Consider the following 12,577-nt stretch of genomic DNA (forward strand, 5'->3'; position numbering starts at 1 on the left):
GCCGTTCCGCATGTTCGAAGCCTGGCCCGTCGCCCCGAATGCGGCGCTGGTGCTCTTCCACACCGACCGGGTGCGCCTGAAGGCCGAGGTCTACGCGAAGAAGTTCGACCACCTGGTGCTGTACTCCGACCGCTACCCACAAGGGCTGGAGATGCTGAAGCTGGGCCTGGACGACGGCAACGTGCAGCGCTGGGCCATGAGCGGCACCACGCTCTGGCTCGACACGCTGGACCTGCGCACGAACAACTCGTTCGTGTGGTCACTCGATTTGTCCAAGGTGATCTGACGCACCGGGCAATCAGTACAACAACAAGCACCCGCGCGTGGGCGCGTTCGGCACGTTCGCGGCATTCCACGACTCCATCAAGAAGGAGAACATCTTCCGCGTCGCGCACGACCTGGACCCGATCCCGCTGCTGGGGACCTACCCGTACACGCACGTCAACCCCAGCCCCCGAGACCCCAACAACTTCACGCTGCCGTCCCCCAGCGGCGAGCTGTTCAGCACCGCCAACCACGACATGAACCTCTACATCACCTCCGTGGGTGCGGGGGAAGGAACGACCTCGGACACGGTGCGCGGCTTTTCGCAAAAGACCGACAACGACAACGCCGTGCTGGCCAAGTGGCTGCTGCCTTCGATGCAGGCTGCCAAGCGTGTTCACCGCAGATTGATGGCGACCAGCTTCCTGGCGCTGATATCCACCACGTTCTGGTCGCTGGCGATATACAGCACGCCGTTGGCCGATACGGCCAGTGGTCCGGAAAGCGGGTATTGCCAAGCCAGCTGATGGGTGCGCAGGTCCACCGCATAGGTGACCTGGTCGACGCCCATGAATGCGTAATCCCCCACCACGAGCAGCGGCGCGTTCGGGCCGTAAGGTCCCGGTGCGGAAGCCGGTGCGTTGGGGTCCGCGGGCGGCTGCGGCACGTCCCAGCGCCACAGCTCCGTGCCGGTCGCGGCATCCAAAGCCTGCAACGTGCGGCTCGCCAACGTCACGTAGACGACGCCACGTGCCAGCACGGGATTGGAGCGCACGGTGTTGAGGCTGCCTGTCCAGCGCAGGCTGCGCGTGTTCAGGTCGAACGCGGCCAGTTGCCCAGACGGCGTGCTGGACTGGGCGTTGTACGCGGTGGCATAGGCAATGCCGTTCGCCCCCAACGAGGGCGCACCGAAGGGCGCCCAGACACTGGACCCTGACAACGGCCTGGGGCCGACGATGCTGAAGTTCTTCGTCGCCGTGGCGAGGTCCGTCACATGCAGCGTGCCCAGGTCGAACACCATCGCCAACCCACCACCGATGGTGGGCGTCCAGGCGTCGACGGACGGTGATGGTCCGAAGTTCGTCAGCCATTCAGCCGCGCCGTCGGACTGGCGGCGGCGACCAATGGTGGTGCCGGAGTCCGCCGCGAAAAAGACGCTGGCGCCCGCCGGCACCGGCGCGAACCTGAGGCTGGGGAAGCTGCTGTTGTAGAACTGGACGCCGCTCAATGTGGCGCCGGTGGCAGCATCGACCGCCCAGAGTTCTGGGCCACGGCCGTTGGCATCCAGCGCCACTGTCCAGACCTTGCCACCGCTGCTGGCCGGGCCGCTGAGAACGCTGCTGCGCGAGGTGGTCCAGAGGTCGCTGCCGTCGTGCTCGTTCAGCGCCCTGAGCGGCCCGGCAACGCTGTTGGATGCGTTGACAAACACGCGCGTCGCGTCCGTCGCTATCGAGGCCGTCGAGATGCCGCGCACCCAGCGCCGGTTGAAGTTTTCAGCCGACACCGTTGCATCGACGAAGCCCGTATGCATGGCATCGCCCTGGTAGGTGGACCAGCCGGCAGCACCAGGCAGCGAGGTCAATGCGGTCAGATTGGTGGCCGGCCGGACCGTGATCTTGTAGGGCACTTGCCAGGGCGAGCCGGCAATGGGCTGGGCGCAAGTCGTCGGCACGTCGCGGCACAGCCTGACTTCGAAGCTCCCTTCATAGATGCCGGTCGCCAGCGTCGGGGCAACCTTGAGGCCCGCCGTGTAAGTCATGGCTGAAGGGTGGCGGAGATCGATCTCCGGGCTGATGACGCCGCGGCTGTCGATCACCCCCACGTTGATGACGCCGTCGATCACCTTGCTGGACACGGCCTTGATCGTGAAAGGCGCCGATTCCCCCGTGTGGGTCGTGACCTCGTTCGTCGTGGGTGAAAAGCTCAGCCAGCTGTTGTCAGCGCCACCACCACCCGTGCCCGGGCTCGAACTGCTGCCTCCCCCACCGCCACCACAAGCTGAAAGTGCAAGCAAACCAAGGACGATGAACGGGTGACGCATGACAAGCGAGGGCAATGACGGGCCCTCATTCTCATCGCCGCACCGACGGCTTGCGGGGACCCGCTCCCTCTCGGATGTCGAGGAAGTATTCCCGCCAAGCGCTCGAGCACGCCAGCCGATCAAAGCCCCCATGAGGCTACGCCGCTGCCAGCGTGGCCCATTCGCTCCAAGACATCGCGCCGGTTCCGTGCCGAATTGATCGGTCGCCGTCGTCGGCAGCAACACGCTGCCCCGAAAGCGAAACAACTCCGTCGTGGCCCTTCATGTTGAGCGAAGCCTGCATGTGTCTTGGTTTGCTAAACCGCTGCGGTCAGGCGTTCGTACTTCTGCAGCAACGTGTCGCGCGTCTCGATGTGAGCCGGATTGATCGGGATGCAGGCCACGGGGCAGAGCATCACGCACTGCGGCTCATCGAAGTGGCCGATGCACTCGGTGCACTTGCTGGGCTCGATCTTGTAGAACTCCTCGCCCATCGAGATCGCGTTGTTCGGGCAGGCGGGTTCGCAGACGTCGCAGTTGATGCATTCGTCCGTGATCATCAATGCCACGGCGTGCCTCCATCGGGTTGCCGGACGAATACGGCAAGCGCCTGCATGCGCTCGCCGCGCTCGGCGGGGCAACGCATGCGTTGCCGATTCCCGCCGATCGTGTCGGTAATCATGAGCGCCATCTCACGCCTCCTTGAACTTGTCATTCAAGCGCGCCAGCACGCCGGGCGACACAAACTCCGCCACCTCGCCGCCCAGCGTCGCGATCTCGCGCACGAAGGTGCTGGACGTGTACTGGTGACGCTCACCCGGCGTCAGGAAGATGGTCTCGACCTCGGGCATGAGCTTGCGGTTCATGCCGGCCATCTGGAACTCGTACTCGAAGTCGCCGCCGGTGCGCAGGCCGCGTACGACGACGCGGCCTGCGTGGGTCCGCACGAAATCGCGCAGCAGGCCATCGAAGGCGCACACCTCCACATTGCCCAGCGGTGCCGCAGCTTCCTGGACCATCGCCAGGCGCTCGTCCAGCGGGAACAGCGTCTTCTTGTGATGGCCGACGGCCACCGCCACCACGAGGCGCTCGAACATGCCGGCGGCACGGCGCATCAGGTCTTCGTGGCCCAAGGTGATCGGGTCGAAGGTGCCGGGGTAGATGGCCGTGATCTGGGTGCGGGAGGTCATGAAGCCGGATTCTCGTCGCGTCGCAGCAATTGGTAATGCACGGCGCCCGCGCGGCCCTGGCGCCAGGCGGTGAATCCGGCCGGCGCGGGAATGTCGCGCGGGGACTCGACGTAGATCACGCCGCCCTCGGTCAGCAACGGCACGGCGGCGGCCAGCGCCCGGTCGAACAGGTCGTCCGCAAACGGCGGGTCTAGAAAGATGAGGTCGAAGCGCTCCGCGCTGGCCGTCATCCAGTTCAGCGCGTTGGCCCGGAGGATGGTGATGGCGGTCGCCTGCAGGCGCTTCTGGCTGGCCCGCAGCCCGTCCACCAGCGCCGCCTCGCGCTCGATCATCACCACGGCATCGGCCCCGCGAGACGCCGCCTCGAAACCCAGCGCCCCGGTGCCCGCGAACGCATCCAGCACGCGCCAGCCGTTCAGCGTCTGGCCCAGCCAGTTGAAGAGGGTCTCGCGGATGCGGTCGGCCGTGGGGCGCAGGCCCGGCAGGTCGGGGACGGGCAGCTTGGAGCGCTTCCATTGGCCGCCGATGATTCGGATCTCGCCTGGGCCCTTGGCGGACTGCCTGCCCGCGTCCATCCCCTGCGGAGACGCGGCTCGGCGCTCGTCCCGCTTGCCGGTACTCATTGGCGCACCGGAATGCCGCGCGCCGCCATCAGCGCCTTGGCCTCGCCCACCGTGTGCTGGCCGAAGTGGAAGATGCTGGCGGCGAGCACCGCGTCGGCACCACCGAGGGTGATGCCGTCGGCCAGGTCTTCCAGCGAACCGACACCGCCGGAGGCGATGACGGGGATGGACACCGCGTCCGACACGGCGCGGGTCAGCGTCAGGTCGAAGCCGCTCTTGGTGCCGTCGCGGTCCATGCTGGTGAGCAGGATCTCGCCGGCACCGTACTCGGCCATCTGCTTGGCCCAGGCCACAGCATCGAGGCCGACGTTCTTGCGGCCGCCGTGGGTGTAGACGTCCCAGCCCGGTCCTCTCGGGTCATCGTCGGCCCGGCGCTTGGCGTCGATGGCGACGACGATGCACTGGGCGCCGTACTTGTCGCTGGCGGCACGGATCAGCTCGGGGTCGGCCACGGCGGCGGAATTGAAGCCGACTTTGTCGGCACCGGCGTTCAGCAGGCGCCGCACATCGGCCACGGCACGCACGCCGCCACCCACCGTCAGCGGGATGAAGACCTTGCTGGCGACGGCTTCGATGATGTGCAGGATCAGGTCGCGGCCGTCGCTGGTGGCGGTGATGTCGAGGAAGGTCAGTTCGTCGGCGCCCTGCTCGTTGTAGCGGGCGGCGATGTCCACCGGGTCGCCCGCGTCGCGCAGGCCGACGAAGTTGACGCCCTTGACCACGCGGCCGGCGGTGACGTCAAGGCAGGGAATGATTCGTTTGGCGAGCATGAGAGGGGGACGGAAATCGAACCCGGATTATTCCTTTGCAACCTAGGGCTTCGCAGCGGCGCGGGAACAACGCTCAATCGCGGGTGCTCGATTCACAACCAACCACCCCACGGAGACAACGATGAGATTGCTTCAACCTGCCCTGCTCGCCGCAACGCTTGCCCTCGGCGCCACCGCCGCCTCGGCCCACAGCACGACCTTCGTGGGCACCTTCGCCCCCGATGTCTTGGGAGCCACCGGCTCGGGCACCTTGTCCCTGGAGTACGACGATGACGGCCACACGCTGCTCATCAACGCCACCTGGGCGGGCTTGTCGGGCACCACCACCAATGCGCACATCCACTGCTGCACCACCGCCGCCAACACCGGGACCGCCGGCGTGGCGCTGGCGCAGGCCAGCATCGGCCGCCTGCCCGACTTCCCGCTGGGTGTGAGCTCGGGCTCCTACGTCAAGATCATCGACCTGACGCAGGCCGGCATGTACAGCGCCACCTTCGTGACCGCCAGCGGCGGCACCGCCGCACAGGCGGAAGCCCACCTGATCAGCAACCTGATGTCAGGCAACGCCTACCTCAACATCCACACCACGACCTTTGGTGCCGGCGAGATCCGTACCTTCGTCACCGCCGTGCCGGAGCCTGAAACCTATGCGCTGATGCTGGCTGGGCTGGGCGTGGTTGCCTGGGTGGGGCGCCGCCGCCGCGGCTGAACAACTGGCTGCGGCGCGGGCAGACGGGGTTCCGGGCCGAGCGCCGTGCCGCCCCCGAGCCGGCCCGCTTAGCGATGTGCTTGTGGCTCAATGCCTCAAGCATCGCCGTCCCCTCGGGGACCGGCCAAGGTACTCCTTGGACGAGGGGCCTCTGTTCAGCCCGCCGCTGCCATGAGTTCGTCGGCGCGAACCTGGGCGGCGGTGAAGTCCAGCGCGCCGGTGTAGATGGAGCGGCCGCAGATGACGCCCTCGACGCCGTCGCCGAACACGGCGCACAGGCGCTCGATGTCGGCGATGTCCGAGAGGCCACCCGAGGCGACCACCGGGACGGTCAGCGCCTGGGCCAGCTTGACGGTCGCCTCGATGTTGATGCCGGACAGCATGCCGTCGCGGCCGATGTCGGTGTAGATGACGCCTTCGATACCGTAGTCCTGGAACTTCAGCGCCAGGTCGACCACTTCATGGCCGGTCAGTTTGCTCCAGCCGTCGGTGGCGACCTTGCCGTCCTTCGCGTCCAGGCCGACGATGATGTGGCCAGGGAAGGCGCTGCAGGCGTCCTTCAGAAAGCCGGGATTCTTGACCGCGGCCGTGCCGATGATGACGTAGCTGAGGCCGTCGTCCAGGTAGCGCTCGATGGTGTCGAGGTCCCGGATGCCGCCGCCGAGCTGGATGGGGATCTCGTCGCCCAGCTCCTTGATGATGGCTTTGATGGCCGGCTCGTTGACCGGCTTGCCCGCGAAGGCGCCGTTCAGGTCCACCAGGTGCAGGCGCCGTGCGCCGGCATCGAGCCAGCGGCGCGCCATCGCGGCGGGGTCTTCGCCAAAGGTGGTGGAGTCGTTCATGTCGCCTTGCTTGAGGCGGACACAGCGACCATCTTTCAGGTCAATCGCAGGGATCAGCAGCATGGCCGGGAGCAGCGTGAGAAGGTGGGGAGAAAGTGCGGACCGCAGTGGTTCGGTCAAGGGTTCCAACGAAGGAAGTTGCGGTAAAGCGCGAGGCCCAAAGCTGCACTTTTCTCGGGGTGGAACTGGGTCGCAAAAATGTTATCCCGGGCCACCGCGCAGGTAAAGCGAGCGCCGTAGTCGGTCTCGCCGGCGCTGTGTTCCTGCAACGCTGTCGTCGCATAGAAGCTGTGCACGAAATAGAACCAGCTGTCGTCCGGAATGCCAGCCCACACAGGGTGCGCACGCGGCTGGTGCACGCGGTTCCAGCCCATCTGCGGCACCTTGAAGCGGCTGCCGTCTTCCTGCAGCCGGCCTTCGAGGCGAAAGCGCTGCACGCGGCCGGGGATGAGCCCGAGGCCGGGGGTGTCCTGCTCCTCGCTGTGGTCCAGCAGCATCTGCATGCCGACACACACACCCAGCAGCGGCTTGGTGGCGGCGGCTTCGAGCACAGCTTCCTTGGCGCCTGAGGCAGCCAGTTCGGCCATGCAGTCGCGCATGGCGCCCTGGCCCGGCAGCACGACGCGTTCGGCGGCGCGGATCACCTCGGGGTCGCAGGTGATGGCGACCTCGAAGCCCTGGCCCTCGGCGGCATGAATGACTGCCTGCGATACCGAGCGCAGATTGCCCATGCCGTAGTCGACGACGGCGACGGTGCGCCGGGTCATTGAGCGGTCTCCCGGGACAGGTCGACCAAGGCATTGCCTAGCGCCTCGATGGCCGGGTCGGACACGGCACGGTCCGCATCAGAGAAGGTGGCGCGAAGCTTCCAGATCGAGCCACCGCCACTCCAAAGCTGCACGTGTGTCCGGTAGGTGGTCACGTCTGGCACTTCGATGACCGCAACGGCGGTCATCACTTCGATGCGCGCATCGCCGCGCTGCACGTACTTCGCCTCGGTATCGCGCACGACGCCCTTGTTCTTCTGCTTCCAGCCCTGCACGATGCCGCTCAGCGCCTGTTGGAATTCGGCCATCAGCCGCGGGTCACGCGCCGTGTCCTCGATGACACCGTGGCCGGCGCGGTAGATAAAGACGTCGGCCCACATGCCGGCGGGGTGCTTGTACCGGACGCTGCAACCGCCGCCGGGCAGTTGGGCTTCATAGCTGTGCGTGGCCTCGCGCACAAAGCCGGGGCCGAGCACCTGCGGCAGGTCCTGCTGCGTCTTGGGATGGTGGCACGGCGCGCCGTCCTGCGCCCAGGCGCCGGCACAAGCGGCCACTGCGGCCGCCATCAGGCCGGCTCGCAACAGAACCCTCACAGCGAGCCCTTGGTCGACGGGATCACGCCCGCCGAACGCGGGTCCTGCGCCGCCGCCATGCGCAGCGCGCGGCCGAAGGCCTTGAACATGGTCTCGGCCTGATGGTGGGCGTTGTGGCCCTTCAGGTTGTCGATGTGCACGGTGGCCAGCGCGTGGTTGACGAAGCCCTGGAAGAACTCGAAGGTCAGCTGCGTATCGAAGGCACCGATGCTGCCGGCCGTGAACTTGACGTCCATGTGCAGGCCGGGGCGGCCGGAGAGGTCGATGACGACGCGCGACAGCGCTTCGTCCAGCGGCACGTAGCTGTGGCCGTAGCGCGTCAGTCCGGCCTTGTCGCCCACGGCCTTGGCCACGGCCAGGCCGAGCGTGATGCCAACGTCTTCCACCGTGTGGTGGCCGTCGATGTGCAGGTCGCCCTCGCACTGCACGTCCAGGTCGATCAAGCCGTGGCGGGCGATCTGGTCGAGCATGTGGTCGAAGAAGCCGATGCCGGTCTGCAGCTTGGACTGGCCCGTGCCGTCGAGGTTGATGCGCACCGTGATGCGCGTCTCGCGGGTGTTGCGGGTGACTTCGGCTACTCGTGAAGTGACGGGAGGTGTGGTCATGACAGACTGTCTTCGAGCGCTTGGAGCAGCAAGGTGTTTTCGTCGGGCGTGCCGACGGTGAGGCGCACACAGTTCGCGAGCAGCGGATGCATGGCCGAGACGTTTTTGATCAGCACGCCGCGCGCCTTCAGCGCCGCGAAGGTGGCGGCCGCGTCCTGCACCCTGGCCAGGATCATATTGCCCTGACTCGGCCAGGGCGTGATACCGGGCATGGCTTGCAGCGCCGCAAAGAGGCGCTCGCGCTGCTGGCGTAGCTCGGCCGCCTGGGCAGCGTAGACGTCGGCATGCTCCAGCGCAAAGAAGGCGGCTTCCGCGTTCAGCACGCTGATGTTGTAGGGCGGGCGCAGCTTCTCGATCTGGCCGACCAGCTCGGCCGCCCCCAGCAGGTAGCCGATGCGCACACCGGCCAGACCGAACTTGCTCATCGTCCGCATGACCAGCACGTTGGGCTGGCGGGCCATCAGCGAGAGGCTGTCCTGGCTGGCGAAAGGTTGGTAGGCCTCGTCCATGACGACGAGGCCCGGCGCGGCCTGGGCGATGCGTTCGATGACGGCCGCGTCCCACAGCGTGGCAGTCGGGTTGTTGGGGTAGGCCAGGTAGATCAGGGCAGGCTGGTGCTTGGCAATGGCGGCGAGCATGGCGGGCTCGTCCAGCTCGAAGTCGTCGGAGCGCAGCGGCACGCCGATGAAATTGAGCTGCTGCTGGCGCGCCAGCGCCTCGTACATGACGAAGCCGGGCACAGGCGCCAGCACGGTGGCGCCGGGCTTGGCGACGGCAATGGTCAGCAGGCCGATGAGTTCGTCGGAGCCATTGCCCAGCGTGACACCCACGTCGTCGCCCACACCGGCATGGCGGGCCAGCGCGCGGGCCAGTTCGGCGGTGCGCTCCGCCGGGTAGCGGTTCAGCGCCAGCGCGCCGAGGCGTTCACCGAGCGCCTGCTGCAGCTCCGGCGGCAGGCGGTAGGGGTTCTCCATCGCGTCCAGCTTCAGCAGGCCGTCGCTGGGCTGCACGACGTAGGCATGCGCCGCGCGCACGTCGGAACGGATCTGGGCGAGGGCTTTTTCGAGGGCTGAGGTCATGGCGCGGTGACGAGAGGATTGAGCACCTGCACGCTGTCGAACACGGCGTCGTGCGGCAGGGCCAGGCTGAGCAGGCGGGTGCAGCCCTGTGCCTTGGCGCTGGCCACGACGAGGGCGTCGGCGAACGGCAGGCCGAAGCGGCTCTCCAGCGACCATGCGGCGTCGACCGTGGCCTGGTCGGTCGCCCAGGGGCGCCAGTGCTGGTAGCGGCGCACCTCGGCGCGGGCGTCGCCCTGCGGCATGGCGGGGCTGATCTGGCGCGTGGCCAGCAGGTAGAAGTCGTTCAGCACCTGCACCGACACGCGGCCCCGGCGGGTGGACCAGAGCGCGCGCAGCCAGGCCAGCACCAGCTCGCGCTCGGCCGGGCGGGCGCCGTCCTCGCTGAACAGCAGCACGGAGGTGTCAACGAAGACGAGATCGGCACTCACAGGATGCCTCGACCGGGATAGGGTTGGCCGTCGGACGACCAGCTGCGTTCGCGGTGCAGCCAGTCCTGCAGCGCGCGCTCGTAGGCGTCGTCGTGCTGCATCTTCTCGGCGAGCAGCTCACCGAGCAGTCGCGAGACGCTGGTGTTGCGCCGCGCCGCCTCCAGCCGCGCCCATTCGGCGACGGCATCGTCCATGGACACGGTGACGTTCTTCATGCGCCGCAGTATCACACGAAGTTCGTGTTGCACGAACTTCGTGTGATGCGAGGTGCAGCCTCAGCCCGGGCGTTTGAGCCGCATTTCGGCAGCGCGGGCGTGGGCCTGCAGGCCCTCGCCGTGGGCCAGCACGGAGGCGATGCGGCCCAGCGCCTGCGCGCCCTCGGCGCTGACCTCGATGAGGCTGCTGCGCTTCTGGAAGTCGTAGACGCCCAACGGCGATGAGAACCGCGCCGTGCTGGCCGTGGGCAGCACGTGGTTGGGCCCCGCGCAGTAGTCGCCCAGCGATTCGCTGGTGTACGCGCCCATGAAGATCGCGCCGGCGTGGCGCAGCAGCGGCTCCCAGCGCTGCGGCTCGGCGGCGCTGATCTCCAGGTGCTCGGGCGCGATGGCGTTGCTGATCTCGCAGGCCTCTTCCATCGAGCGCGTCAGGATCAGCGCGCCGCGGCCCTCGAGCGACGCGCGGATGACGGCCTCGCGCGGCATCTCAGCCAGCAGGCGCTCCATGCTGGCGCGCACGGCGTCGAGGTAAGCCGCGTCGGGGCTGAGCAGAATGCTCTGCGCCAGCTCGTCGTGCTCGGCCTGGCTGAAGAGGTCCATCGCCACCCAGTCGGGCGGCGTCGTGCCGTCGGCGATGACGAGGATCTCGCTGGGGCCGGCAATCATGTCGATGCCGACCTGGCCGAACACATGCTTCTTGGCCGAGGCGACGTAGGCGTTGCCCGGGCCGGTGATCTTGTCGACACGCGGGATGGTGGCCGTGCCGTAGGCCAGCGCGGCCACGGCCTGGGCGCCGCCCACGGTGAACACGCGGTGCACGCCGGCCACGGCGGCGGCGGCCAGCACCAGCGGGTTGCGCACGCCGTCCGGCGTGGGCACGACCATGATGATTTCCTGCACGCCGGCAACATGAGCCGGGATGGCGTTCATCAGCACACTGCTCGGGTAGGCCGCCTTGCCGCCGGGCACGTAGATGCCGACGCGGTCCAGCGGCGTGACCTTCTGGCCGAGCAGGTTGCCGTCGTCGTCGCGGTAGCTCCAGCTGAGGCCGCAGGCTTCGAGCTGGCGCTCGTGATAGGCCCTCACGCGCTGGGCGGCGGCTTCGAGCGCGCTGCGCTGGGCGGGCGTGATGGAGGCCAACGCGGCCTGCAACTCGGCTTGGCCGATCTCCAGCGCGCCAACGCTGTCGACGGGCATGCGGTCGAAGCGCGCGGTGTATTCCAGCAAAGCAGCGTCGCCGCGCTTTTGCACATCGGCCAGGATCTCGGCAACGCGGCCTTCGATGGCGGCATCCGTCTCCGCCGACCAATGGCGCAGGCGCTCGAACTCGGCAGCGAAGTCAGCGGCGGCAGTCGAGAGTTGGCGGAGCTTCATGGGCGAATGGCGGCGGCGAAGGCGTCGATGAGCGGGCGCAGCAGGTCGCGCTTCAACTTGAGCGCGGCCTGGTTAACGACGAGGCGGGACGAGATCTCCATGATGTGCTCCACCTCGACCAGCTTGTTCGCGCGCAGCGTGCCGCCGGTGGAGACGAGGTCGACGATGGCCTCGGCCAGGCCGGTCAGCGGCGCGAGCTCCATCGAGCCGTAGAGCTTGATGAGGTCGACGTGCACGCCCTTGTCGGCAAAGTGCTGGCGGGCGATCTCGGTGTACTTGGTGGCCACGCGGATGCGCGAGCCCTGCTTGATGGCAGCGGCGTAGTCGAAGTCGGCGCGCACGGCCACGCTCATGCGGCAGCGGGCGATGTTCAGGTCCAGCGGTTGGTACAGGCCGTGCGAGCCGCCCTGGGCCAGCGCCTGCTCGTGCAGCACGTCGCGGCCGGCCACGCCGAGGTCGGCGCCGCCGTATTGCACATAGGTCGGCACGTCGCTGGCGCGGACCATGACGATGCGCACGCCGTCGCGGTTGGTCGGCAGGATCAGCTTGCGCGAGGTCTCGGGGTCTTCCAGCACTTCGATGCCAGCGGCGCGCAGCAGCGGCAACGTCTCTTCGAAGATGCGGCCCTTGGAGAGGGCGAGGGTCAGGGTCAGGCCGGTCGTCATGCTGCTCATCGGGCGCTCCATTCGGCGGGGCTCAGGGTCTTCATCGACAGCGCGTGGATCTGCTCGCGCATGCGCTCGCCGAGGGCGGCGTAGACACGCTGGTGGCGCTTGATGCGAGAGAGGCCGTTGAACTCGTCCGACACGATGGTGGCGAAGAAATGGCGGCCGTCGCCCTCGACTTCGAGATGCGCGCAGGGCAGGCCTGCGGCGATGAAGTCGCGCACTTCTTGCGGTGTCGGGTCGGCCATGGATCGGTCCTCGGGAAAACCCAGGATTTTAGAGGCTCACCTTGTTGGCCTCCTTCGTGACTTAGAGCCTATCCGTAAATAATGTTTATTGTCAGCGGCACCTTGCGGAACGCGATGATCGCTGCGGCGATGTGGTTGAGCGCGAGGAAGCTGCGATCGAGTTTCTCGTATCGCACGAGCAGCTT

General features: G+C 67.5%; 18 protein-coding genes and 1 pseudogene. 2 read left to right on the forward strand and 17 right to left on the reverse strand.

What is annotated here, in order from left to right:
- The first annotated feature begins 10 nt into the window (after window positions 1-10).
- Window positions 11-286, forward strand: coding sequence for a hypothetical protein (locus ABIS05_RS04395; protein ID WP_348013887.1), 276 nt, complete (start codon window positions 11-13; stop codon window positions 284-286).
- Window positions 287-661: 375 nt separating this feature from the next.
- Here the strand turns inward: ABIS05_RS04395 and ABIS05_RS04400 are convergent, their stop codons facing one another.
- The 6 genes from ABIS05_RS04400 to hisF form a co-directional block, all read right to left on the reverse strand.
- Window positions 662-2,437: a PQQ-binding-like beta-propeller repeat protein gene (locus tag ABIS05_RS04400; protein WP_348013888.1), complete on the reverse strand. Its 1,776-nt coding sequence runs from the start codon at window positions 2,435-2,437 to the stop codon at window positions 662-664.
- Between the two features lie 164 nt (window positions 2,438-2,601).
- Window positions 2,602-2,853 (reverse strand): YfhL family 4Fe-4S dicluster ferredoxin, encoded by a 252-nt coding sequence (locus ABIS05_RS04405; RefSeq protein ID WP_348013889.1) that lies wholly within the window; start codon window positions 2,851-2,853, stop codon window positions 2,602-2,604.
- Window positions 2,844-2,975 (reverse strand): hypothetical protein, encoded by a 132-nt coding sequence (locus ABIS05_RS04410; protein WP_348013890.1) that lies wholly within the window; start codon window positions 2,973-2,975, stop codon window positions 2,844-2,846. The genes ABIS05_RS04405 and ABIS05_RS04410 overlap by 10 nt, the downstream gene beginning before the upstream one ends.
- Window position 2,976: 1 nt before the next feature.
- A complete protein-coding gene (coaD, locus tag ABIS05_RS04415) occupies window positions 2,977-3,474 on the reverse strand; it encodes a pantetheine-phosphate adenylyltransferase (protein WP_348013891.1) in 498 nt (165 codons plus the stop codon).
- Window positions 3,471-4,097 carry a 16S rRNA (guanine(966)-N(2))-methyltransferase RsmD gene (gene rsmD, locus ABIS05_RS04420; protein WP_407074900.1) on the reverse strand — a complete coding sequence of 209 codons (627 nt, stop codon included), beginning with the start codon at window positions 4,095-4,097 and terminating at the stop codon, window positions 3,471-3,473. Before rsmD ends, coaD begins: the two co-directional genes overlap by 4 nt.
- The gene (gene hisF / locus ABIS05_RS04425) at window positions 4,094-4,867 is read right to left on the reverse strand and encodes an imidazole glycerol phosphate synthase subunit HisF (protein ID WP_348013892.1); all 774 of its coding nucleotides are present in this window, start codon (window positions 4,865-4,867) and stop codon (window positions 4,094-4,096) included. Before hisF ends, rsmD begins: the two co-directional genes overlap by 4 nt.
- 121 nt (window positions 4,868-4,988) lie before the next feature.
- On the opposite strand from hisF, the gene ABIS05_RS04430 reads away from it, so the two are divergent.
- Window positions 4,989-5,576 carry an FxDxF family PEP-CTERM protein gene (locus ABIS05_RS04430; protein WP_348013893.1) on the forward strand — a complete coding sequence of 196 codons (588 nt, stop codon included), beginning with the start codon at window positions 4,989-4,991 and terminating at the stop codon, window positions 5,574-5,576.
- 155 nt (window positions 5,577-5,731) lie between these two features.
- Here ABIS05_RS04430 and hisA read toward each other — a convergent pair whose 3' ends face one another.
- The 11 genes and pseudogenes from hisA to ABIS05_RS04485 all read right to left on the reverse strand — a co-directional run.
- Window positions 5,732-6,481 (reverse strand): 1-(5-phosphoribosyl)-5-[(5-phosphoribosylamino)methylideneamino]imidazole-4-carboxamide isomerase, encoded by a 750-nt coding sequence (hisA, locus tag ABIS05_RS04435; RefSeq protein WP_348013894.1) that lies wholly within the window; start codon window positions 6,479-6,481, stop codon window positions 5,732-5,734.
- A 53-nt stretch (window positions 6,482-6,534) separates the two neighbouring features.
- The gene (gene hisH, locus ABIS05_RS04440) at window positions 6,535-7,185 is read right to left on the reverse strand and encodes an imidazole glycerol phosphate synthase subunit HisH (RefSeq protein WP_348013895.1); all 651 of its coding nucleotides are present in this window, start codon (window positions 7,183-7,185) and stop codon (window positions 6,535-6,537) included.
- A complete protein-coding gene (locus ABIS05_RS04445; RefSeq protein ID WP_348013896.1) occupies window positions 7,182-7,778 on the reverse strand; it encodes a hypothetical protein in 597 nt (198 codons plus the stop codon). The genes hisH and ABIS05_RS04445 overlap by 4 nt, the downstream gene beginning before the upstream one ends.
- Window positions 7,775-8,383, reverse strand: a complete 609-nt coding sequence (gene hisB, locus ABIS05_RS04450) for an imidazoleglycerol-phosphate dehydratase HisB (RefSeq protein ID WP_348013897.1) — start codon at window positions 8,381-8,383, stop codon at window positions 7,775-7,777. Before hisB ends, ABIS05_RS04445 begins: the two co-directional genes overlap by 4 nt.
- On the reverse strand, window positions 8,380-9,462 hold the full coding sequence (gene hisC / locus ABIS05_RS04455; RefSeq protein WP_348013898.1) for a histidinol-phosphate transaminase: 1,083 nt from the start codon (window positions 9,460-9,462) through the stop codon (window positions 8,380-8,382). The genes hisB and hisC overlap by 4 nt, the downstream gene beginning before the upstream one ends.
- Complete coding sequence (locus ABIS05_RS04460; protein WP_348013899.1) at window positions 9,459-9,890, reverse strand: PIN domain-containing protein; 432 nt, start codon at window positions 9,888-9,890, stop codon at window positions 9,459-9,461. Before ABIS05_RS04460 ends, hisC begins: the two co-directional genes overlap by 4 nt.
- A complete protein-coding gene (locus tag ABIS05_RS04465) occupies window positions 9,887-10,105 on the reverse strand; it encodes a CopG family transcriptional regulator (protein WP_199702451.1) in 219 nt (72 codons plus the stop codon). The genes ABIS05_RS04460 and ABIS05_RS04465 overlap by 4 nt, the downstream gene beginning before the upstream one ends.
- A gap of 60 nt (window positions 10,106-10,165) precedes the next feature.
- Window positions 10,166-11,479, reverse strand: coding sequence for a histidinol dehydrogenase (gene hisD, locus ABIS05_RS04470; RefSeq protein WP_348013900.1), 1,314 nt, complete (start codon window positions 11,477-11,479; stop codon window positions 10,166-10,168).
- A complete protein-coding gene (gene hisG, locus ABIS05_RS04475) occupies window positions 11,476-12,153 on the reverse strand; it encodes an ATP phosphoribosyltransferase (protein ID WP_407074901.1) in 678 nt (225 codons plus the stop codon). Before hisG ends, hisD begins: the two co-directional genes overlap by 4 nt.
- Window positions 12,150-12,392: a BolA family protein gene (locus ABIS05_RS04480; protein WP_348013901.1), complete on the reverse strand. Its 243-nt coding sequence runs from the start codon at window positions 12,390-12,392 to the stop codon at window positions 12,150-12,152. Before ABIS05_RS04480 ends, hisG begins: the two co-directional genes overlap by 4 nt.
- A 68-nt stretch (window positions 12,393-12,460) precedes the next feature.
- Window positions 12,461-12,577, reverse strand: a pseudogene (locus ABIS05_RS04485) (IS5/IS1182 family transposase); the annotation flags it as partial.

Source organism: Roseateles sp. (genome assembly GCF_039929605.1).
Lineage (GTDB): Bacteria > Pseudomonadota > Gammaproteobacteria > Burkholderiales > Burkholderiaceae_C > Pelomonas.

What these genes read in the sequence shown, in the direction of transcription:
- ABIS05_RS04395 (WP_348013887.1), top strand. Translation starts at nt 11, where the DNA reads ATGTTCGAAGCCTGGCCCGTCGCCCCGAATGCGGCGCTGGTGCTCTTC.
- ABIS05_RS04400 (WP_348013888.1), bottom strand. Translation starts at nt 2,437, where the DNA reads ATGGGGGCTTTGATCGGCTGGCGTGCTCGAGCGCTTGGCGGGAATACT.
- ABIS05_RS04410 (WP_348013890.1), bottom strand. Translation starts at nt 2,975, where the DNA reads ATGGCGCTCATGATTACCGACACGATCGGCGGGAATCGGCAACGCATG.
- coaD (WP_348013891.1), bottom strand. Translation starts at nt 3,474, where the DNA reads ATGACCTCCCGCACCCAGATCACGGCCATCTACCCCGGCACCTTCGAC.
- rsmD (WP_407074900.1), bottom strand. Translation starts at nt 4,097, where the DNA reads ATGAGTACCGGCAAGCGGGACGAGCGCCGAGCCGCGTCTCCGCAGGGG.
- hisF (WP_348013892.1), bottom strand. Translation starts at nt 4,867, where the DNA reads ATGCTCGCCAAACGAATCATTCCCTGCCTTGACGTCACCGCCGGCCGC.
- ABIS05_RS04430 (WP_348013893.1), top strand. Translation starts at nt 4,989, where the DNA reads ATGAGATTGCTTCAACCTGCCCTGCTCGCCGCAACGCTTGCCCTCGGC.
- hisA (WP_348013894.1), bottom strand. Translation starts at nt 6,481, where the DNA reads ATGCTGCTGATCCCTGCGATTGACCTGAAAGATGGTCGCTGTGTCCGC.
- hisH (WP_348013895.1), bottom strand. Translation starts at nt 7,185, where the DNA reads ATGACCCGGCGCACCGTCGCCGTCGTCGACTACGGCATGGGCAATCTG.
- hisB (WP_348013897.1), bottom strand. Translation starts at nt 8,383, where the DNA reads ATGACCACACCTCCCGTCACTTCACGAGTAGCCGAAGTCACCCGCAAC.
- hisC (WP_348013898.1), bottom strand. Translation starts at nt 9,462, where the DNA reads ATGACCTCAGCCCTCGAAAAAGCCCTCGCCCAGATCCGTTCCGACGTG.
- ABIS05_RS04465 (WP_199702451.1), bottom strand. Translation starts at nt 10,105, where the DNA reads ATGAAGAACGTCACCGTGTCCATGGACGATGCCGTCGCCGAATGGGCG.
- hisD (WP_348013900.1), bottom strand. Translation starts at nt 11,479, where the DNA reads ATGAAGCTCCGCCAACTCTCGACTGCCGCCGCTGACTTCGCTGCCGAG.
- hisG (WP_407074901.1), bottom strand. Translation starts at nt 12,153, where the DNA reads ATGAGCAGCATGACGACCGGCCTGACCCTGACCCTCGCCCTCTCCAAG.
- ABIS05_RS04480 (WP_348013901.1), bottom strand. Translation starts at nt 12,392, where the DNA reads ATGGCCGACCCGACACCGCAAGAAGTGCGCGACTTCATCGCCGCAGGC.